The sequence below is a fragment of the Candidatus Avedoeria danica genome, from assembly GCA_016703025.1.
GTDB lineage: Bacteria > Chloroflexota > Anaerolineae > Epilineales > Epilineaceae > Avedoeria > Avedoeria danica.
The window spans coordinates 344,741-364,881 of the sequence record JADJCV010000005.1 but is presented as its reverse complement, the minus strand read 5'-3'; the positions used below and the strand labels follow the sequence as shown (position 1 = coordinate 364,881).

At 68.2% G+C, this 20,141-nt stretch carries 19 protein-coding genes; 1 reads left to right on the top strand and 18 read right to left on the bottom strand.

Going from position 1 to position 20,141, the window contains the following annotated elements; all coding sequences use genetic code 11:
• Positions 1-6: 6 nt before the first annotated feature.
• Entirely contained in the window at positions 7-1,566 is a 1,560-nt protein-coding gene (locus IPG72_15985) for an aldehyde dehydrogenase family protein (GenBank protein ID MBK6770479.1), read from the top strand.
• Positions 1,567-1,586: 20 nt separating this feature from the next.
• On the opposite strand, the gene IPG72_15980 is transcribed toward IPG72_15985, so the two are convergent.
• The 18 genes from IPG72_15980 to IPG72_15895 all read right to left on the bottom strand — a co-directional run bounded on the left by IPG72_15980 (position 1,587) and on the right by IPG72_15895 (position 20,130).
• Positions 1,587-2,630, bottom strand: a complete 1,044-nt coding sequence (locus IPG72_15980; protein MBK6770478.1) for a c-type cytochrome — start codon at positions 2,628-2,630, stop codon at positions 1,587-1,589.
• Between the two features lie 118 nt (positions 2,631-2,748).
• On the bottom strand, positions 2,749-4,818 hold the full coding sequence (locus tag IPG72_15975) for a cytochrome bc complex cytochrome b subunit (protein ID MBK6770477.1): 2,070 nt from the start codon (positions 4,816-4,818) through the stop codon (positions 2,749-2,751).
• Positions 4,819-4,950: 132 nt separating this feature from the next.
• On the bottom strand, positions 4,951-5,505 hold the full coding sequence (locus IPG72_15970) for a Rieske 2Fe-2S domain-containing protein (protein ID MBK6770476.1): 555 nt from the start codon (positions 5,503-5,505) through the stop codon (positions 4,951-4,953).
• A 76-nt stretch (positions 5,506-5,581) separates the two neighbouring features.
• Positions 5,582-6,622 carry a dTDP-glucose 4,6-dehydratase gene (gene rfbB / locus IPG72_15965; GenBank protein ID MBK6770475.1) on the bottom strand — a complete coding sequence of 347 codons (1,041 nt, stop codon included), beginning with the start codon at positions 6,620-6,622 and terminating at the stop codon, positions 5,582-5,584.
• Positions 6,623-6,755: 133 nt separating this feature from the next.
• Complete coding sequence (locus IPG72_15960) at positions 6,756-7,823, bottom strand: glucose-1-phosphate thymidylyltransferase (GenBank protein ID MBK6770474.1); 1,068 nt, start codon at positions 7,821-7,823, stop codon at positions 6,756-6,758.
• A gap of 87 nt (positions 7,824-7,910) precedes the next feature.
• On the bottom strand, positions 7,911-8,558 hold the full coding sequence (locus tag IPG72_15955) for a CpsD/CapB family tyrosine-protein kinase (GenBank protein MBK6770473.1): 648 nt from the start codon (positions 8,556-8,558) through the stop codon (positions 7,911-7,913).
• A gap of 13 nt (positions 8,559-8,571) precedes the next feature.
• Positions 8,572-9,969, bottom strand: coding sequence for a hypothetical protein (locus IPG72_15950; GenBank protein MBK6770472.1), 1,398 nt, complete (start codon positions 9,967-9,969; stop codon positions 8,572-8,574).
• A gap of 16 nt (positions 9,970-9,985) precedes the next feature.
• Positions 9,986-10,993 carry a glycosyltransferase family 2 protein gene (locus IPG72_15945; protein MBK6770471.1) on the bottom strand — a complete coding sequence of 336 codons (1,008 nt, stop codon included), beginning with the start codon at positions 10,991-10,993 and terminating at the stop codon, positions 9,986-9,988.
• Positions 10,990-11,745, bottom strand: coding sequence for a hypothetical protein (locus IPG72_15940; protein MBK6770470.1), 756 nt, complete (start codon positions 11,743-11,745; stop codon positions 10,990-10,992). The genes IPG72_15945 and IPG72_15940 overlap by 4 nt, the downstream gene beginning before the upstream one ends.
• Positions 11,735-12,916 carry a glycosyltransferase gene (locus IPG72_15935; protein MBK6770469.1) on the bottom strand — a complete coding sequence of 394 codons (1,182 nt, stop codon included), beginning with the start codon at positions 12,914-12,916 and terminating at the stop codon, positions 11,735-11,737. Before IPG72_15935 ends, IPG72_15940 begins: the two co-directional genes overlap by 11 nt.
• 107 nt (positions 12,917-13,023) lie before the next feature.
• Complete coding sequence (locus IPG72_15930) at positions 13,024-14,253, bottom strand: DNA replication/repair protein RecF (protein MBK6770468.1); 1,230 nt, start codon at positions 14,251-14,253, stop codon at positions 13,024-13,026.
• Positions 14,254-14,281: 28 nt separating this feature from the next.
• Positions 14,282-15,418 (bottom strand): DNA polymerase III subunit beta, encoded by a 1,137-nt coding sequence (gene dnaN, locus IPG72_15925; protein MBK6770467.1) that lies wholly within the window; start codon positions 15,416-15,418, stop codon positions 14,282-14,284.
• Between the two features lie 115 nt (positions 15,419-15,533).
• On the bottom strand, positions 15,534-16,442 hold the full coding sequence (locus IPG72_15920; protein MBK6770466.1) for a class I SAM-dependent methyltransferase: 909 nt from the start codon (positions 16,440-16,442) through the stop codon (positions 15,534-15,536).
• Between the two features lie 52 nt (positions 16,443-16,494).
• The gene (locus IPG72_15915; protein MBK6770465.1) at positions 16,495-17,400 is read right to left on the bottom strand and encodes a ParB/RepB/Spo0J family partition protein; all 906 of its coding nucleotides are present in this window, start codon (positions 17,398-17,400) and stop codon (positions 16,495-16,497) included.
• Between the two features lie 39 nt (positions 17,401-17,439).
• Positions 17,440-18,234 carry a ParA family protein gene (locus tag IPG72_15910; protein MBK6770464.1) on the bottom strand — a complete coding sequence of 265 codons (795 nt, stop codon included), beginning with the start codon at positions 18,232-18,234 and terminating at the stop codon, positions 17,440-17,442.
• 37 nt (positions 18,235-18,271) lie between these two features.
• Positions 18,272-18,679, bottom strand: coding sequence for a hypothetical protein (locus IPG72_15905; GenBank protein ID MBK6770463.1), 408 nt, complete (start codon positions 18,677-18,679; stop codon positions 18,272-18,274).
• Positions 18,654-19,283, bottom strand: a complete 630-nt coding sequence (locus tag IPG72_15900; protein MBK6770462.1) for a Jag N-terminal domain-containing protein — start codon at positions 19,281-19,283, stop codon at positions 18,654-18,656. The genes IPG72_15905 and IPG72_15900 overlap by 26 nt, the downstream gene beginning before the upstream one ends.
• Positions 19,225-20,130, bottom strand: coding sequence for a YidC/Oxa1 family membrane protein insertase (locus IPG72_15895; GenBank protein MBK6770461.1), 906 nt, complete (start codon positions 20,128-20,130; stop codon positions 19,225-19,227). The genes IPG72_15900 and IPG72_15895 overlap by 59 nt, the downstream gene beginning before the upstream one ends.
• Positions 20,131-20,141 lie beyond the last annotated feature (11 nt).

Sequence of the window (20,141 nt, the reverse complement as noted above, 5' to 3'; positions counted from 1 at the left end):
ATTCGGATGAAGGCCATCCTCGATGCCCTCGGCCTCGCGGCCGAAAACCCCGGCGCCTGCACCGGCCCCGACGGCTGGATCACCGACCCGGCCGGCGGCACGCTCGTCAGCCACAACCCGACGACCGGCGCTCCGATCGCCGCCGTCCGCCAGGCCACGGCGCACACGTACGACCGGGTCGTCGGCGCGGCCACGACGGCGTTCGAGCGTTGGCGCGAGTTGCCGGCGCCCAAGCGCGGCTTGGTCGTGCGGGACCTGAGCCAGGCGCTGCGGCGGAATGCCGAGCCGCTGGGCGACCTTGTGGCGCTCGAGATGGGGAAGATCAAGGCAGAGGGGCTCGGCGAGGTCCAGGAAATGATCGACATCTGCGACTTCAGCGTCGGGCTGTCGCGCCAGCTGTACGGGCTGTCCATGCACTCCGAGCGGCCCGGTCACCGGATGTACGAGCAGTGGCATCCGCTCGGGCCGATCGGCATCATCAGCGCGTTCAACTTCCCGGTGGCGGTCTGGTCGTGGAACGCCGCCCTGGCGGCTGTCTGCGGCGACACGATGGTCTGGAAGCCGTCGTCGCTCACGCCGCTGTGCGCCGTCGCGGTCCAGCGGATCTGCAACGAGGTCATGGCCGATCACAAGCTGACCGGCGTCTTCACGCTGGTCATCGGCAGCAACGATGACGTGGCCGACCGGATGAACCATGACCCGCGCCTGCCGCTCATCAGCTTCACCGGCTCGACGCGGGTCGGCCGGCACGTGGCGCAGACCGTGGCCCAGCGCTTTGGGCGGACGATCCTCGAGCTCGGCGGCAACAACGGGATCGTCGTCGCCGAGGATGCCGACTTGGCACTGGTGGTCCGCGCCGTCCTGTTCGGCGCCTGCGGCACGGCGGGCCAGCGCTGCACGTCGACGCGCCGGCTGATCGTCCACGAGGCCATCGTTGACGATCTGACCGAACGGCTCGTCCGGGCGTACCGTCAGGTTCCGATCGGCGACCCGCTGCAATTGGGCACGCTCATGGGGCCGCTCGTCACCGAGCGGGCCGTCGACGACATGATGGCGGCGATCGAGGCGGCCAAGGCGATCGGCGGCGACGTCGTCGTCGGCGGCGGCCGGCGGCCGGACCTCGGGCCGCAGTTCGTCGAGCCGGTGATCATCCGGATGACCGAGCAGGCGCCGATCGTCTGTGAGGAGACGTTCGCGCCGATCCTCTACGTGATGACCTATCGGGACCTCGACGAGGCGATCGCGCTGCACAACGCCGTGCCGCAGGGCCTGTCGAGCGCGATCTTCACAACGAACGTGCGGACCGCGGAGCGATTCCTGTCCGCGTGCGGCTCGGACTGCGGGATCGCCAACGTGAACATCGGCACGTCGGGCGCCGAGATCGGCGGGGCGTTCGGCGGCGAGAAAGAGACGGGGGGAGGGCGCGAGGCCGGATCGGACAGCTGGAAGGCCTACATGCGCCGCCAGACGTGCACGATCAACTACTCCAGCGATCTCCCGCTGGCGCAGGGGATCACGTTCGGGGACGGTGCATCGGACCACTCGGGCGGACCGACGCCGACGTAGCGGCGGCGATCCGCGGGGCGTTAGGGAGCGGTGGTCGAGGTCGTCGCACGCGTGGACGTCAGGCCGACCGTCGCGGTCGTGCCTGCCGTTGCGGTCGTGCCTGCCGTCGCCGTGATCCCGCCCGTCGCCGTGATCGCACCGCTGGCGCCGAGCGGCGTGTACGCGCCCTTGCTCAGGTAGGCGATGAGCGCGTCGACATCGGCGTCCGGCAGCGTGCCGAACGTCGCGGGCATGACGCCGTTCACGAACCCGCTGACGACGAACGCGCCCGGGTTGCGGATCGACTCGGTGATGTAGGCGACCTCGCTGTCGGCGGTCCCGGTGTAGGTCGGGTCGGCGATGCGGTCGGCGGCGGTCGTCCAGATCGCACTGAGGTTCGGGCAGACGACGAGCGGCGAAGCGGCTTCCACCGCATGGCATGTCGCGCAGGCGAGGTCGGTGAACAGGAACTCGCCGAGCGCGACGGGATCGGAGCCGTCCGGGCGCTGGTTCATGCCGGGGTCGTCGAACGAGGAGACCTTGTTCGGCACCGCTGCGACGAACGCCTTGGCCTCATCGGGATCCTCGGGTAGGAAGTCCTCGAAGGCAACCAGGTAGTTCGCGATGTCGCGGATCTGATCCGGCCGGAGCGGCCCGTTGTTCGCCTGGGCGAATGCCGGCATCGCCATCAAGGACTCCGTGCTCGGGCCGACGTCCCGGTTGCCCTTCCACTGCCACGGCCGCGTCGAGGCGTTCCGGCCGTTGGACACGACGTTCACGATGTACTCGAAGAGCATCGTGCGCTCCCAACCCATCTCCTCGAGGCGCCATGCGACGCCCGGATTCTTGCCGCCGTGCAGGCCGGAGGTCTGGTTGAGCGGCGGGCACTTGAGGCCGACCGCATTCGGGCCGTGACAGAGCGCGCACTGGCCGTCGAACAGCTTGGCGCCGCGCTCGACGCTGCGGGTGGTGAAGCCGCGGGCGGCGCCGGCCATCCGTCCTTCTTCCGTCGCGCCGATCAGGCCCATCACCAGGATGGCGCCGATCGTGGCGAGCAGGCCGAGCGTGATCTCGATCCGGGTCATGTCGTTCTCTCCTCCGCGGCGCGGCGCGGGCAATCGCGACGAGCTTGGCGGGTTCGCGGTCGGCGGTTACGGGGCGGCGCAGCGTCGGATGGTGGTGGTTCGGCCAGGGATGGTTCGGTTAGTGGTGGTACTGTGAGTCGCGGTGGATCGCCAAGTACTCTTCCTGCTTGCTCGGCTTGATGTTCGGCATCGCATCCGCCAAGTTGATCGTCGACTTCTCACCCTGGGCGTCCGTGACCTCCAACGTCCCATCGGCATCGAAGTAGATCGCGTTGCCGTCCGCGTCCTTGATGTGCGGCCGCGGGTCCGCGAGGATCGGCCGGGTGCCATCGCTCGCCTCGGCGCCGTACTCGAGGTCGTAGACGACCTTCTTGCTCTTGGCCGGCTCCAACTGCACGGGCTTGCCCGCGGCGTCCATCTTGACCGAGCCGTCCGGCATCAACTCGTAGTCCGTGAATGGGATCATGTACGTGAGGTCCTTCTCCCGGTCGAGCTCCATCTCGTCCCAGTAGATGGATGCGGACACCCACTTCAGCTCCGGCTGGATGTACTCGACGGTAACGACGGCCTTGGGCGTGCCGTCGGCGCGCTGCAGCAGCTTTGCCTGCTCCTCGACCTTGGCTTTCAGCGAGACGAGGAGATGCAGGAACTCGGAGTCGGGTTCCGCCGCGAGATCGGGCGGCAGACCGGTCAGGAACGCCGGGTCGCTCGTGTCGAGGGAGTTGATGAAGACGTACTTGTCCCGATCAGCGTACGTTTCGTCCTGATCCATCCCGACCGGGAAGGACACGTAGTACGTCCGTTTGAGGCGCGTGTCGGCCGCATCCGCCGGCGTCTGCGCGGTGTGAAGTTCATCCCACGGCAGCTCACGCAGCGGGCCGGGGTGTGTCTGCGGGACGAAGACGGACAGGATGTCCTGTGCGGGCGGCGTCTCGATGCCGTAGGACGGCGTCCCCATGTACGTCAGCACGAGCATGATGACGCTCAGCATCACGCCGATCCCGATCGCCACCGGCCGGCGCTTGGCCATGCGGTGCGGGTTGCGGTCGATCCACGGTACGACGAACAGGAGGGCGAACATCAGCGTCGGCAGGACGATGCCGAACAGCTGCTTGCTGCCGAGCTTGAGCATGCCCTGCAGCCACAGGAAGTACCACGGCGCCTCGGTATGGAGAGGCGTGATGGCCTGATCGGCGTGCTGCTCGAGCGGCGCGGAGAAGAACGTGGCCACGGCCGCAACCATGAGGAACGTCGCCACCGAGGTCAGCATGAGCTCGTGGATGATCAGGTTCGGGATGAGATCGATCCGCTCCTCGTTGTACCGCTTCTCCTCGGGCGACATGTCGCCCTCCTCGACCACCGCCGGCAGGCTGATCGAGTGCTCACGCGACACCTTGTAGTAGTGGATGCTGATGACGACGATCGCCACGAGGGGCAACAGGAAGATGTGCAGCAGGTAGAACCGCAGCAACCCGCCCGCCCAGATGTCGACGGCGCCGCGCAGCAAGAGGTTGACCTGCTTGCCGAACCCCGGCGCCGCATCGGCCATCGAGGTGCCGATCGTCACGGCCCAGTAGGCCAGCTGGTCCCACGGCAGGAGGTAGCCGCTGAACGAGAGGACCAGCGTCACCAGCAGCAGGACGACGCCGGTGAACCACGTGAAGGCCCGTTCCTTCTTGTAGCTGCCCGTGAAGTAGACCCGCACCATGTGCAGGATGACGACGGCCACCATGCCCTCAGCGCCGAGGCGATGCATATCCCGCATGAACTTGCCGTACGGCACGTTGGACAGGATGTAGAGCATGTCGCCGTACGCCCGCTCGGGCGTCGGGGCGTAGAAGAGCATGAGGATCAGGCCGGTGATCGTCTCGACGACGAAGAAGTACGTCGCGAACCAGCCGAGCCGCCAGGTATGGGTGAACCATGTGCTTCCGCGCTGGTAGTACTTCGGGCGGAGGTGCAGCATGAAGCTCTTGACCTGCGCCCGGTAGCGCGGGTTCGGCCGCTCGGTCGGGACGTCGCCGCGCAGGATCGCGCGCAACTCCTTGGCCGACAGCCCGGCCATGATCCCGCGCACGCAGTAGTCGCCGACGCCGGCCGCCCACTTCCGCCAGTCGTAGTCGCGGATGCGCTGCCATTCTCCGGCGACGTTGCTCCGAAGGTTTCGCAGCGTGTTCGATCCCAACATGCTCTTCTGCTCCTGAAGTCTGGCGTGCCAGAGGGGTGGCGATCGAACGCGCCGGGTCTAGTACTCTGTCACTGAACACGCTTCGGATGTCCGACAGAGGTAGACATCCGTAGACTCTGCAGTGACAGAGTACTAGCCGTGCACTGCGCCGAGGATCTTCATTCCGGTTTCGACGACGATCCGCGAGCCGGCCGGGATCTTCACCGGACCGCCGTCCGGCGGTGTCTCGGCGACCATCTTGCCGCTCGAGTCATACACGCGCACGACCAAGCGGTCCAGACTGCGGCCGGCGGGGCCGAAGATGTACTTGCCCTCACGTTCGAACTGCGACCCGTGGCACGGACAGACGAACTTGAACTCTTCCTGCTTCCACTGGTAGATGCAGCCAAGGTGGGTGCACACCTTGTAGATCGCCCGGGCGCCCGTGGCCGACATCACCCACCAGAACTTCGCCTTGGCGAACGGCTCGGGTGGCGCCCCGACCCCGGGCAGCGCCTCGATCATGCCGATGTCGACCGGACCACCGAACTCGCCCGGGCCGAGGCGCGGCATCGCGAACTGGTACGTCAACACGGCCGACTGGGCGGTGATGAACCCCAGCGACGCCAGCCAGGCGTAGTTCAGGAACTCACGCCGTGACATCTCCTGCTGTGCGTCGCTGGCCAGGATATCGCTCTGGACAGCCATGTGTTCTTCCTCCTCGTGCCCTGAAGGACCGCATCGGCGGACCCATACCGTGTGTCGTCGATTCCGAGCGCGTCGCTCAGCCGCCGGCGGGCAAGACAGCCCGGCCGCCATACATCCTGTCGTAATAGGCGCGGAACTCGCCGCTCTTGATCGGCCGCCACCACGCCTCGTTGTCGCGGTACCACGCCGCCGCCATCGCCACCGCCTGCTCGGGCGTGTGGCGCGATCGCCAGCCGAGGGCTTGGAGCTTCGCCGTGTCGATCGCGTAGCGCCGATCGTGCCCTGGGCGGTCCGTGACGTGCTGGACGAGCGACCGCGGCCGGTCCAGCGTCTCGAGGACGATGTCGACCATCGTCAGGTTCTGGATCGAGGTGCCCGTCCCGACGTTGTAAGCCTCGCCGGCCGGACCGCGGTCCACGATGAGGTCGATCGCCTCGCAGTGGTCGCCGACCCACTGGTAGTCGCGTTCCTGGCGGCCGTCGCCGTACACCGGCAGCGGCAGGCCGTCCAATGCGTTCGTGCTGAACAACGGGACGGCCTTCTCGGGATACTGGTACGGGCCGACGTTGTTCGAGCCGCGCGAGATCGTCGTGTGCAGACCGTACGTCACGTGGTAGGCGTTGACGAGGAGATCGCCGGAAGCCTTGCTCGCCGCGTACGGCGACCGCGGCGCCACGGGATCGGTCTCGCGCGAGGCGCCTTCCGCCACATGGCCGTACACCTCATCCGTCGATACCTGATGGTAACGCAGCCCCTTGGCCCGTGCCGCTTCGAGCAGGGTGTATGTTCCGTTGACGTCGGTACGGATGAAGGCCTCGGGATCATCGATCGAGCGGTCGACGTGGGTCTCGGCCGCGAAGTTCACGACGGTGTCGATGCCGTGGGCGGCGAGGACGCGCTCCACGGCCGCGGCATCGCAGATGTCCGCGTGGACGAAGGCGTAGCGCGGGTCGTCGGACACATCGGCCAGGTTGGCGAGGTTGCCGGCATACGTGAGCTTGTCGAACACGACGACGTGGTCGTTCGGCCGCGTGCGCAGCACATGATGCACGAAGTTGGCGCCGATGAACCCGGCACCCCCCGTGACCAACAACCGTCGACCTGCTCCGCTCACCATGGGTCCCCACGATAACCCGGTCCGGTCCAATTCCGGTGTCCGGCCTGTCTGAAACCCCGGCTGACCGACGCAGCCGGGGGGGTGATTAAACGGAGATCGGGCGGGCGGTCAACTTCGTCGGGGTGGACCGATGTCACAACAACCCGATGTCGCTGTGATCGCCGAGCGTCATCTTGTGGGCGACGGGCTTGACGGATGAGCGTGCCAGCTTGGCGTTGCGGCCGATCAGGCTGTCGGCGATTCGGCCGGGGATGCCTCGGATCTCGGAGTGCTCCAGGACGATCGAGTGCTCGATCTCGGCGCGCTCGACGACAACGTCGTGGTAGATCGATGTGAACGGTCCGATGTAGCTGTCGACAATCCGGCTGTTGCGACCGATGATCGCCGGCCCGCGCACGACGGAGTTCACGATCTGTGCGCCCGACTCGACGGTCACGCGGCCGTCGACCCGGCTGTCGCCGTCGACCGTGCCCTCGATCACGTGCGCCAGCTCCTCCAGGACGTGATCGTTCGCGTCCAGCATGTCGATCGGCTTGCCGGTGTCGATCCACCAGCCGGTGTGCACGTACGGGTGGACGGCCAGGCCGTTGTCGACGAGCCACTGGATGGCATCCGTGATCTCGAGCTCGCCGCGCCAACTCGGGGCGATGGCGTCGCACGCTTCGTGAACGTGGGCGTCGAACATGTAGATTCCGACGAGCGCCAGGTTGCTCTTGGGCTCGCTCGGTTTCTCGACGAGCCGGCGGATCCGCCCGTCGGACTCGAGCTCGGCCACGCCGTAGTGCTGCGGCTCGGCGACGGCGGTCAGCACGACCTGCGCGTTCCACGATGAATCGGCGAACTGTTCGATCAAGCGCGAGACCCCGCCCTGGATGACGTTGTCGCCCAGGAACATGACGAAGCGGTCGTCACCGAGGAAGTCGCGGCTGATCTTGACGGCGTGCGCCAGCCCGAGCGGCTCGTCCTGCGGGATGAACGTCACCGCAACCCCGAAGCGGCTGCCGTCGCCCACCGCTTCGCGGATCTCCGGCCCGGTGTCGCCGATGACGATGCCGATCTCGGTGACGCCGGCATCCCGAATCGCCTCGATCACGCGGAACAGGACCGGCTTGTTGGCCACCGGGATGAGCTGCTTCGCGCGCGTGTAGGTCAGCGGGTAGAGCCGGGTGCCCTTGCCGCCCGAGAGGATCAAGCCCTTCACGCGCCCTCCGATCGGGATACGACTCGCGGATGTGGGTGAGACTGCGGATGTGGGCGCAGAGCCGCTGCGCCCACGCAGTCGGCAGCGCTAATACCGAACATCCGCCGTCGACGGGCCGGCCTCCGTCAGGACGACGCCGAGGACGTTCGCCCCAACGCGATCCAATGCCTCACGTGCCGCCCGGGTGCTATCCCGCCGGGACCGGCCGGCCGCCAGGACGAGCAGGACACCGTCGACGAGGGGCGCCAGGACGGCGGCGTCGGAGACGGCCAGCACCGGAGGAGAGGCGAGGATGATGATGTCCGCCTCGGCGCCGAGCCTCGCCAAGAGCGCGCCGGTCTGCGGGCCGTCGAGCAGGGCGGCTGGGTGGGCGGCCGGCGGGCCGGCGGTGAGCACACGCAGGCCGGGCACGTCCGTCGGCCGGAGCGGCAACGGCTCGCCGCTCTCCGAGGCAAGGACCTGCGCCAGACCGACAGCGTTGTCGAGGCCGAAGAGGGCGTGCTGAGCCGGTCGCCGGAGATCGCCGTCGACGAGGACGACCCGATGGCCCGCATGCGCCGTCGCGACGGCCAGGTTGGCCGCAACGGACGCTCCATCCTCGACCGCCGTCGGCGACGTGACGAGAAGCGATCGCAGCGGCCGGTCAGCCCGGTTGAAGGCCAGGTTGGTGCGGAGTGCCCGGAACGCCTCGGCCGCGGCGGACTCCGGATCGGCGAGCGTGACTAGGTCGGTCATACGGTCATTCCGGTCATGCGGTGGCTCCTGTGCGCGCCGGCCGCCGGCCGCGCCTTCGATGCGGGATCACGCCGACGAGCGGTGCGTCGGCGGCGCGCCCCGCGCTGCGCGGGTCGTTCACCCATCGGGCGCTCCCGAGCGCGCGCAGCAGGACGATCACCGCGCCGACGAGCGCGCCGATGATCATGCCCGCCGAGGCGCTCGCCAGCGTGCGTGGCGCATATCGATCGGGCAGCGTCCGGTCGCGCAGCCGGACGAGGACGCGGTCCTGTTGATCGAGGTCGAGATTCGCCTGGTTGCGCCGCTCGACGAATCGCTCGGCCCACGCCCGGCTGATCGCCATGGCCGTCGATTGGTCGGCATCCAGGACGTCGAGGTGGACCTCGAACACGCTCTCCTTCGGCGCGACCGTCACTTTGTCCAGCAGGCGCTGGGGTGGCAGGTCCAAACCGAGCTCGGCATTGATCGCCTCGGCCATCTGCCAAGTGCGCAGGTCTTCGGCCAGGTTCTTCATGAACTCGGGGATCGCCTGCGTCCGTCCCCAGTCGGTGCCGAGCGCGGGCTCGACGGCGATCTTCGTTCGCGCACGCCAGACCGTCGGCTGGACGGCCGAGAGGGCAAGCCCGGCGCCGAGTCCAACCGCGGCGAGCAGCCCGACCGGCCAGAGCTGGCCGATGCCGATCCGGAGCGCCCGCCGGGCATCGACGACGACGGCCGCCAACGAGAACGCGCGCCGCCCGGACCGCGCGGGAACGGCGCCGAGGGCAACCCCGCCGCCGACCCGTTCGGCGTCGGCGGCGCTGAGGACGACGGCCCGTGACAGGTACTCCCAAACGAGGATCGCCACCGTGCCCAACAAACCACCGAGGACGAGTCCGGCCGCCGCGAGCAGCTTGCGGCGCGGGGCGGCCTGGGCAAGGGCCGTCCGGTCGCGCAGTGTGGAGTGGATGCGCTCCCGCAGGTCGATCTGCTGGTTCGCCTTCGTCCGGCGGTCCACGAACGCGATCGCCCACTTCTCGCTCACCTGCGTGGCGACGTCGGGATCGGCATGGCGGGCCTTGACGTGGATCTCGAACACGTTCGCGTCGTCGCCGATCCGGATCATGCCGTGCAGGTCCTCGGCCGACAGATCGTGCTCGGCGAGGTACGGTTCACCCAGCTGAAGGGCCGCCGCATCCGCCATGTCCCGCGTCTTGAGGTCCTCGATGAAGCTGGGCATGATCTCGCGCACGGCCTGGTTCTGACCGAGGTCCGCCGGGCGCGCCGGGGACAATGCGATGCGCGTCGTCGCCTCGTACAGCGGCGACTGCAGTTGGCCTGCGATGAGCCCGACCGCGGCGCCAATCGCGGCAAGCACGACCGCCAGCCAGCCGCGGCGCAGGATCATCCGGGCGAAGGCGTCGAGGTCCATTGGCTGCCCACAAGGTTCAAAGCCGATCGGCCGGCTTTTTGTCCGGCAGTTCGGCCGGCAGTTCGGCCGGCATTGTAGCACGCGCCTCGAGCTCCATCGCCCGGACCCGGGTGGCGGTGTCCTCGATGATCGCGCGGTTGGTGGCGATCAGATCGGCCACGATGCCGGTGAGAAACATCTGGAAGCCGGCCAAGAGGAGGATCGCCGCCAGGATGACGCTCTGGACGTGCAGATCTCCCTCGTCCGTGAAGAGGTAGTAGTAGACGAACCGCAGTCCGATCAGGGTGCCGACCCCAAACGTCAGCGTGCCGAAGAACGTGAAGATCTTGAGGGCCTTGTACGTGGCGTACGTGCGCAGCGCGATCGAGCCGCTCTTCCAGACGAACTCGCCGATGTTCGCGAACAACCGCGACTCACGCGCCTTGGGGTTCGTCCGGATCGGCACGATGACGACGGCCATCCGGCTCTGGCCCGCCTGGACGACGTGCTCGGCGGTGTGGTCGAAGCTCGTGGCCAAGGAAAGCTGCAGCGCCGCGGCCCGGCTGTAGGCGCGGAAGCCGCTGGCCACGTCCGGCACGTCGATGCCGGCCAAGCGGCCGATGATCCGACTGCCGAGCTCCTGCAACCGGCGCTTGACCGGCGAGAAGTGGGCGATGGCCCCGGTCTGGCGGTCGCCGATCACGAGCTCGGCCCGCCCCTCGAGGATCGGCTGGACGAGTGCCGGGATGTCGCCGCCGAAGTACTGGTTGTCTCCGTCCGTGTTGACGATGATGTCCGCTCCGAGCCGCAGCGCCGCGTCGAAGCCGGCACGGAACGCGTAGCCGAGGCCGCGGTTCCGCGGGAAGCGGACGATGTGGTCCACGCCGAGCGCGCGCGCCACCGCCACCGTGCCGTCCGTCGAGCCGTCGTCGATGACGAGGATCTCGACGGCGTCGATGCCCGGGATGTCGCGCGGGATGTCGCGCACCGTCGCCGGCAGCGTGTCCTCCTCGTTCAGGCACGGGATCTGGACGATCAGCTTCATCGACTGCCCCTGTCGCGGGTCGAGCGCACGGGGCGCTTGCGACGGGCCACCGTGCCGAGCACCGGCGCTGCCGCGGCCGTCGTCGCGTCGTGCGGGGAATAGAGCGCGGGATCGACGGCATGGAGCACGGCCGCCAGGCCGACGGCGACGAGCAGCGCGAGCACGAGGCGCAGCGGCAGCGCGACGCGGTCGGCCACCGAGCCGGGCGCCGTGGACAGGCGCGGACCGTCGACGATCGTGAAGGCCGTGCCGTCGGCGCCGACATGGGACGCCCAGCGCGAGCCGTGTTCGGTCAGCTCGGCCACGACGGCCGCAGCGATGACGTCGGCATCGCCGTAGGTGCCGCGAATCCCGCCCCGGGCGTCCGGGCGGACGGTTCGGCGAACGGTGATGTCGGTCACCCGGTGGCGGTCCTCGGCCGAAACGCTGCTCTGGATGTCGCCGGGTGATACCTTCAGTCCGTCCGGCAGCCGGGCCGTGACGGCGGCGGCGAACGCGTCGCCGGGCAGGACGCGGCTCAGGTCATCGATGAGCGCCTCGCCGACCTCGGCTTCGCTGCCCTCGAGGCGGCCGGCGGCGCCCGCGTCGGGTTGGACGTCGACGGCGACGGTCAGGCGCGCTTCGACGACCTGTGCCGCAGCCGGCGGCCGCGCGATGGTGAACGCCGCGGTCATGAGCGGCAGACCGACGATGATCCACCAGCGACGGCGGAGGCCGGTGAGCCAATCCTGAATCGTCGCGTCAGGCCACATCGCGTACGCTGTCCTCAATGGGCGGAACGCCCGTGGACGTTGCCGGTCGCTTGCCGCGCGACAACGCCAAGTCGACACACCCCCGCAGGCGCGCGGCGAACGTGGCGTGATCAAAACGATGCGCATGGGCGCGAATGCGCCCGGGCTGCCACGTGATGGCATCGGCGGCCCGCACGGCGCCGGCCAGCGCGGGTGCCGAGGCGGTGTCGAAGAACAGCCCGGTCGTGCCCTCGACGACGGTGTCGAGCACGCCACCCGCTCGTCGGGCGATAACCGGGCGGCCGGCGGCCATCGCTTCGACGGGGACGAGGCCGAAGTCCTCGATGCCGGGCCAGACCAGCGCGACGCAGCCGGCGAGAAGGCGCTTGACATCGGCATCCGGCAGCCGGCCGGTGAATGTGACGGTCGGCCCGGCGAGGCGCTCGAGCCGTGCGCGGTCGCGCCCGTCGCCGACGATGACCAGGCGTCGACCGAGTTCGTTGAAGGCGGCGATCGCGAGGTCGATCTGCTTGTAGGGCACGAGACGCGCAACGACGAGGTGGTACGGATCGGCGTCTTGAGCGGCGGTCGCCTCGTCCGCAGCGCGGGCGAAGGCATCGACATCGACGGGCGGGAAGACCACCGTGCTGGCGCGTCCGTACGATTGGTGGATCCGATCGGCGACGACCGTCGAGATCGCGACGAAGCGGTCGACGCGTTGGGCCGCTGCGAAGTCCCAACGGCGCAGCGCCGGCAGGAGGGTTCGGATCGCCAGCCGGCCGCCCGGCGGCAGTCGCTCCTGCGCCAGGTATTCGGCCGGTTGCCAGACGAACCGCGTCGGCGTCAGGCAATAGCAGACGTGGACCGCACTGCCGGCGTTGATGCCGTGGCAAAAGGCGCTCTTGTTCGAAACGACGAGCTGCGTTCCGGCCGGGACCCGGGTCCGCGACCAGACGAGCGGATAGAGCGGCAGGAGGGCCTGCGGGTAGCGGCGGGCAAGCGGGGCATGGGTCAGCCAGGACGGGCGGATGTCCCAGTCGGCCATTCCCGGCACGGCGTCGGGGTCAACGAGCGACGTGTAGATCGGTGCGGCGGGCATCAGATCGTGGAGGGACTGGAGGACGACTTCGGCGCCGCCGGCCTGGTTCAGCCAGTCGTGCGCCAGCGCGGACCGCGTCGGGAAGGCATGCATGGTTTGGGATTGTACACGGGCCTCGCCTGCGGCGCCTGAACTGCAACAGCCGTGGAACCCCATCATAGGGGAATGAAGGGTTGCCGACAACAGCGAATTAGGCGCGCCTAAAGATCGCGCTTTTGCACCACCGCCGCTGCGACATCGAGGACCGTTGCGTGTTCGAGTTGCGTGTGGTCCACCGCGGTGAGGTCCGTCGTCGTGATGAACGCTTGTTCGTGCGCGGACACGTGTGCCAGCAAGCGCTGCCGCCGGTTCCGGTCGAGCTCGGAGAGCACGTCGTCCAGGAGGAGGACCGGGCGCTCGCCGGTTGTCTGCCACATGACGGTGGCCTCCGCCAGCTTGAGGGCGAGCGTGACGGTGCGTTGTTGACCACGCGACCCGAACGGACGCATGTCGACGCCGTCCAAGCGGAGCTCGAGGTCGTCGCGGTGAGGCCCGATGAGCGAGACGCCTCGTGCGATCTCCTCCTCGCGCCGGCCGGCGAGCAATCGCGCAAAGCGTTGGGTGAGCTCGGCCTCCGTGCTCGCCCTGTCCGTACCCACGCCGAGCGCCGCGTCGAGATCGTCCGACGACCGAATCGGATCAGCTCCCGCGTCGCCGATGGCATCCACAACCTGCGAGCGGTACGCCACGACGAGCGGCTGATCGTCGCCGACGAGTTCCGCATGGAGCCGATGAGCCAGTACGTCGAGCTGCCGGGCGGCGGCGGCGCGGCGGCTCAGGATGCGTGCCCCGTGCGTGATGAGCGGTTCGTCCCACACCGCCAGCTCGGTTCGATCCCCGCCGCGGTCCCGCAGCCGGCGCAACAGATGGTTGCGTTGAACGATGACGTGGTTGTACTGACCGAGGGCGCGGACGTAGCTGCGGTCGATCTGGCACAGAAGCACGTCCAGGTAGCGCCGGCGCTCGGCCGGCGCGCCGTGGATCAGGTCGATGTCGCGCGGCGTGAACAAGACGACGTTCAGCGTGCCGATGATGTCCATTGCCCGCCGTGGGGCATCGTCAAGGCGCAGCCGCTTCGTGAAGCGCTCGTCGCCCGGCGTGGCGGTCGTGCGCACGTTGACGATGTCGATCGTGTTCGGTCCGCCGGATCGTTCGACCTCGCCCCACACCCGACTGAACGGGATCACCTCGTCGCCGGCGCCCCAGTGGATCAGCATGCGGTCGAGGATGCCGTACGGGGCACGGGTCGTTGCCAGGACGAAGGCGGCCTCCAAGAGGCTCGTCTTGCCTTGCGCGTTCGCGCCGACGAGGAGGATCGGACCCTTGGGCAGGTCGATCTCGAGGTGCCGATAGCACCGGAAGTTGACGAGCTCAAGCCGGCGAAGGTACACGCGGCGCTGCGGCCGGTCGGCTGCGGGCTCAGCGAGCGATGTGCATCGGCATGATGATGTGCGTGAAGGGCGTCTGGTCGGCGGGGCGGAACACGCCAGGGCTGGACGGGCTGGCCACCTCGAGGGCGATCTGATCGCTGTTCACGACCCCGAGCACGTCGAGCAGATAGCGGGCATTGAACGCCACCTCCATCGCCTCACCATCCACCGCCGCCTCGATCTCGCTTTCGTTGCCCCCCACTTCAGCCGATGTCGCGCTGATCGTGACCGACCCGCCCAACTCGGTGCCGGGCGTGAGCGTCAGCCGGACGACGTTGGCCGCATCACGGGCAAACGAGCTGGCGATGCGGGCTGCCCCGAGGAACGCTTTCGTGTTGATTACCGCCCGTGTCGCGGCGGCCGTTGGGATGATCTTCTCGTAGTCGGGCGGATTGCCCTCGATCAACTGCGAGACGATGTCGACGTCCTTCAGCTGGAAGAGGATCTGGTTGCGCGCCGCCGGGATGGACACCCGAATCGGGTCGTCGTCATCCGACGCGATCCGCTGCAGCTCGGCCAATGCGCGCGCCGGGACGATCAGGCTGATCCGGCCGTCGATGGGGGCGTCGAGTTCGCTTTCACGAACGCTGAGGCGGAAGCCGTCCGAAGCGGCCAACGTCAAACGACCGACGTCGGGGTCCGCGATGAACAGCACGCCCGTCAACACCGGGCGCGCGTCGTCTGTGGCGGCGGCGATGACGACCTGCTGGATCATCTCCTTGAACGTGCGCGTGTCCAGGGAGAATCGTGTGCCCTCGTCGACCGACGGCAACACCGGGAAGTCGGCGGAGTCGATGCCCTTGATGTCGGCCTTGTGCTGCCCGGCCGTCACGTGCATCGTCTGGTTGCGGCCATTCAGATCGAGGGTGACAAGTCCGGACGGCAGCTGGTTGACGAACTCAGAAAGCAGCCGCGCCGGGATGGTGATGGCACCGGGGTCCGTGACATCGGCCTTCACCCAACAGCGGATGCCGATTTCCAGGTTCGTCGCCGACAGCTTGAGGCGGCCTTCGTCCGTCTGGATGAGGATGTTCGACAAGATCGGCAACGTGCTGCGTGTTGCGACGGCGCGGCTGACCACGCCCAGCCCACGCGCCAAGCTGTCCTGCGGGCACATCACCTTCATGCTGGGACCTTCATGTCAGAACTCCACATCCGGATAGGGCCGGCCAGACTGGGCCGGATTGTAAGCATCGGCGGTCCGTGACGCAACGGCCGGGGTGTTTCACGTGAAACAACCGTCATGTGCGGAACATCATGATCCCGTCCTCGATCGGCCACACGCGTGCACAACTGGGGCATGGGACTCCGTCCGGCTCAGCGATCAACGGCTCGTGTCCACACGCCGGGCAGCGCCAAAGCGCTTCGGATCGGCGCCCGGTGAGCTGCGCGGCGCGAACGAACTGGCTGGGTGCCGGCGCACAGCGACCTAGCGGGCCACCCAGCATATGATCCAGTCGGGCCAACACCGCGGCCGGCACGGCGCGCTTCGCCCATGGTGCACGGAACAACGACACCGCGCGCCGCTGGCGTACATGCAGTCCGGCATCGGCGATCGCGGCTTCGACGAACGAGGGGTGGAAGTTCCAGTTCAGCGGAACGAACTCATACGGACGATGATCGAACGGATTCTCCGCCTGGCGCCGCAGGATCCAGCGAGCGATCCCCTTGAGGTTTCGCTTGTTCGCGAACTCGAGGATGTACGAACCACCCGGTGCGAGCACGCGCGCGACCTCGCGGATCGCCTCGGGAACGGCTTCGACGTGGTGCAACACCCGGATCTGCACCGCCGCATCGAGGGCGCCTGTGGCGAACGGCAGACGGTAGAGATCCGCACAGACGTATGTGGCACCGTCACCGATCCGCTGTCGCGCGTCGGCCAGCATGGACCGCGCGTAGTCGACCAGGATGATCTCACCGTATCCGCGGTATTCATCGACCAGCCGGCCGAAGCCGGCACCGATTTCCACCAAGCGGCCACCGTCCGGCGGCAGCAGGCTGCGCAGCGCCAGTCGCTCCGCGGCATCCTCGTATCGACGGTCGGCGTCCTCCCAGAAGGCGCGGCGGTACGGACTGCCCTCATAATCGCAGATGCGCGGCGGGTCAGTCGGCGCGCCGGTTCCGGCGTCGATGTGTCGCGATTTCGTCACGGATCGCTCGCTCGTCTGGGCGCGGCGAAGAGCGCCGCTGTCGTCCGCACGATCATCGGCGTCGCTGACCCCCCGCAAGGCGGGCGTACAGCGAGGCCAGCTCTTCCTCGGCAAAAAAGTGGATGACAACCTGGCCGCCCGTACCGCGCCGTCGAATCTCGACGCGGGTGCCGAGCGATTCCTCTAGCTTGCGCGCCGCGGCCTGCGTATCCGCATCCTGTCCTCGCTCCGCCGCCGATGTCTTGTCGGCTTGGCCAGCGGTCGCCGGCGACAGGGACTCGAGCATTCGCCGCACCTCGGCTTCGGTGCGCCGCACGCTCCAACCGTCCGCAATCACCCGCTTGGCCGTCGAGAGCTGCGAGGCGGCGTCGGGGAGTCCGAGGAGCGCCCGTCCATGGCCCTCCGAGAGGTGTCCACCCGCCAGGAGCGACTGGACGTCGGCTGCGAGGCCCAGCAAGCGGAGCGTGTTCGCCACCGCCGTCCGTGACTTGCCGACGAGGTCGGCCACCTCCGCCTGCGTCAGCGCGAACTCCTCCACCAGCTGGCGATACGCCTGCGCTGCCTCGAGGGCATCAAGGTTCGTCCGCTGGACGTTCTCGATGACCGCGATCGCCAGCATCTCCTGCGGCGTGGCGTTGCGAACGACCACCGGCACATGGGCCAGTCCTGCCAACTGTGCCGCGCGCCAGCGTCGTTCACCAGCGATCAGCCGCCACGTCGGGCCGTCCGGCATGACGAGCAGCGGCTGGATGAGGCCGTGCGATCGGATGGACGCCGCCAGCTCTTCGAGCTCATCCGCGTCGAAATGCTTGCGCGGCTGATACGGGTTCGGTTGGATATCGCCGATCGGCACCTCGGTCGCCGTCGACCGCGTTCTCGGATCGGCACCGGCCTCGGTGCTGTTCAACAAGGCGTCTAGCCCGCGGCCCAACCCGCTGCGCTTCGTCGAGGACGCCATCGTGCACTTCCTTCCGGGAACGGTCGGCCGACCGGCGGATCAGACCCTCGCCGGGGAACCGGCGGCGGGCACACCAAGCCGTTGGGCGAGCTCGCCGGCCAACGCTTGGTAGGCCAACGCGCCGGGCGAATTCGGTGCGTATTGGTGAATCGTTTCCCCGTAGCTCGGAGCCTCCCCCAATCGAATCGATCGAGGAATGACGGTCGTGAACCGTTCGCGCGCGAAATGCTTGCCGACCTCTTCGACGACCTGTGTCGACAGGTTCGTGCGCGGATCGAACATCGTCATGAGGAGTCCGGTGATCTGCAGGCCGGGATTGATGCGCGCTTGGACGAGCTGCAGCGTCTTGTTCAGGTGCCCCAACCCTTCGAGGGACAGGTACTCGCACTGGACGGGCACGATGACGCCCTGTGCCGCGACGAGCGCGTTGACGGACAGCAAGCCGAGGCTTGGCGGACAGTCGATGAGGACGAACGTGAAGTATGGGTCGAGCGCCGCGATCGCGCGCTTCAGGCGCGCCTCGCGGCCGGGCACATCCACGAGCTCGATCTCGGCGCCCGCCAGACCGGGCGACGATGGTGCGACCCACAGTCCTTGGATCGCCGTCTCGACGATCACGTCCGCCAGCGCGACGTCATCGTGCACCAGGACGTCGTACAAAGTGCGACGATCCTGGCCGGACCGATCGAGCGACCGCGTGGCGTTGGCTTGCGGATCGGCGTCGATGACCAACGTCGGATGACCCGCCAGCGCCAGCGACGCTGCCAGGTTCACGGCCGTCGTCGTTTTACCGACGCCGCCCTTTTGGTTCACGATGGCCAGGACGTGCATCACGGTACCTCGGCACGAACGCAGTTGCGCCCGATGACGGTCACATGTCGGGCAGCATCTGGTCGCGGCGCCGGACGGTCACCTTGCGGTACGTGCCGTTGCCGATGCTCTGCGTTGCGACCGTCGCGTGGTCCCGCAGCGCCAGGTGGACCACCCGCCGCTCGTAGGCGCCCATCGGTGGGAGGGAGACCGGCTTGCCGCCGGATTCGACGAGCTCGGCCGATTGGCTGGCCAGCGCCAGCAGCTCTTTGACACGCCGCCGACGGTCACCGTCGACGTCGAGCAGGACGTTGCACCAAGCGTTTGCGCTACGGCTGACGATCAGTCGCGTAACGAACTGCAGGGCGTTGAGCGCGGCGGAGTCTTCGTTGAGGAGCCGCTCGGTGCCGCGGCCGCGAATGCACAGGACGGCGGACCCGATGTCATCGTCCTCGCCATCGGGCAGCAACGAGTCCTGGATCTCGACGGTGGCCTCGGCGTAACCGAGCAACCGCACCAGATCGAGCGCCACCGCCGCAGCCGCCTCGGTCGAATCGGCGCCGGCCGCAAGGGCTTGGCTGGCAGACGTGGAAGCCGGTAGGCGCTCCGGCGCGGGCGGTTTCACGGGCGGCGCAACGGGCTCGCGCTGGGCAACGACGGGCTCCGCCGGGGCCGCCTTGGCAGCGCTCGTGGGGGCATCCGAGGGCGCTTCCGCTTCGTCCCGGCCGCGTCGCCGCCGTCGTCCGCGCCGTTCTTCCGCCGCTGCGTCGTCGTCGGCCGCAGCGGCGTCGATTGGCGCTGCGGCGGCCCTTGCGGGGCGGAACGGCTTCCTGGCCCGCGGCGCCGGTACCGGGCGCCACGGGTGTGAGCCGCACGAGCGCATCTTCGGCCCCGAAGCCGAGCAGGCCGGCCCGGCCCTCGCGCAGGACGTCGATCTGAACCTCGGCGCGGCTCAGTCCGCCCAAACGCACCAGTCCGCGCGCAATCGCCTCATCGACAGTGCGCGCTGCGACCTCAACGGCGCCGCGTGCGCCGCTGCTGCTGGGCTTGCTGGCGGGTTTCGGCTCGCTCATCGTTCTTCTCCTGTGCGGCGGCGCCGCCCGACGGTCGCCGTGCAGCCCGCGGTCCGGGCGCACTGGACACCTCGATTGGCGCCGTAATCTTGGCTGGATTGTTCGTTCCGTTGCTGCGGCGAGACCAGAGTTGCTGAACCAGGTTCGCCAGCGTGAACACCGTGTAGTACAGGACGAGGCCGGACGGCAGGCTGGCGAAGATGAAGGCGAACATCAGTGGCATCCACTTGAAGATCGACTGCATCGCCTGGGCTTGCGGATCGGCCGAGTTCTGTGGCGGCGTGCTGAACTTCTGGTACACCATCTGGGAACCGGTCATCACGATGACCAGGATCGGGATCGACAGCCCGAAGACGCCGCCGGGGGGGGAATCCTTGCAGAGCAGCTTGAGCGTCGGCTCACAGACCGACAGGTCCGGAATCCAGAGGAATCGTTCCTTCATCAGCACGCCGGTGCCCACAGGCGGTTGGCCGAGGTGCGTGATCGCCTGGTAGAGGCCGAACAGGATCGGGAGCTGGACGAACATCGGCAGGCACCCGCCCAACGGGTTGACGCCGTTCGCGCGGAAGAGCTCCATCTGCGCCTGCGCCTGCTTCTCTTTGTCGCCGGCGTACTTCTTCTGGATCTCCTGGAGCTGCGGCTGGACTTCCTGCATCTTGCGCATCGAGCGCATCTGCGACGCCGTGAGCGGCCACGTGATGATCTTGACCGCGATGCCGACCAAGATCAGCGCAATCGCATAGGACGACACGTTGGCCGGAAGGGGCAGCCGGGACGCGGTCGCGTTCAGGAAGTCGATCAGCTGTACGAACAGCCCGGTGAAGGGGTTGGAGAGCAGATAAACCAACGTTGGATCCT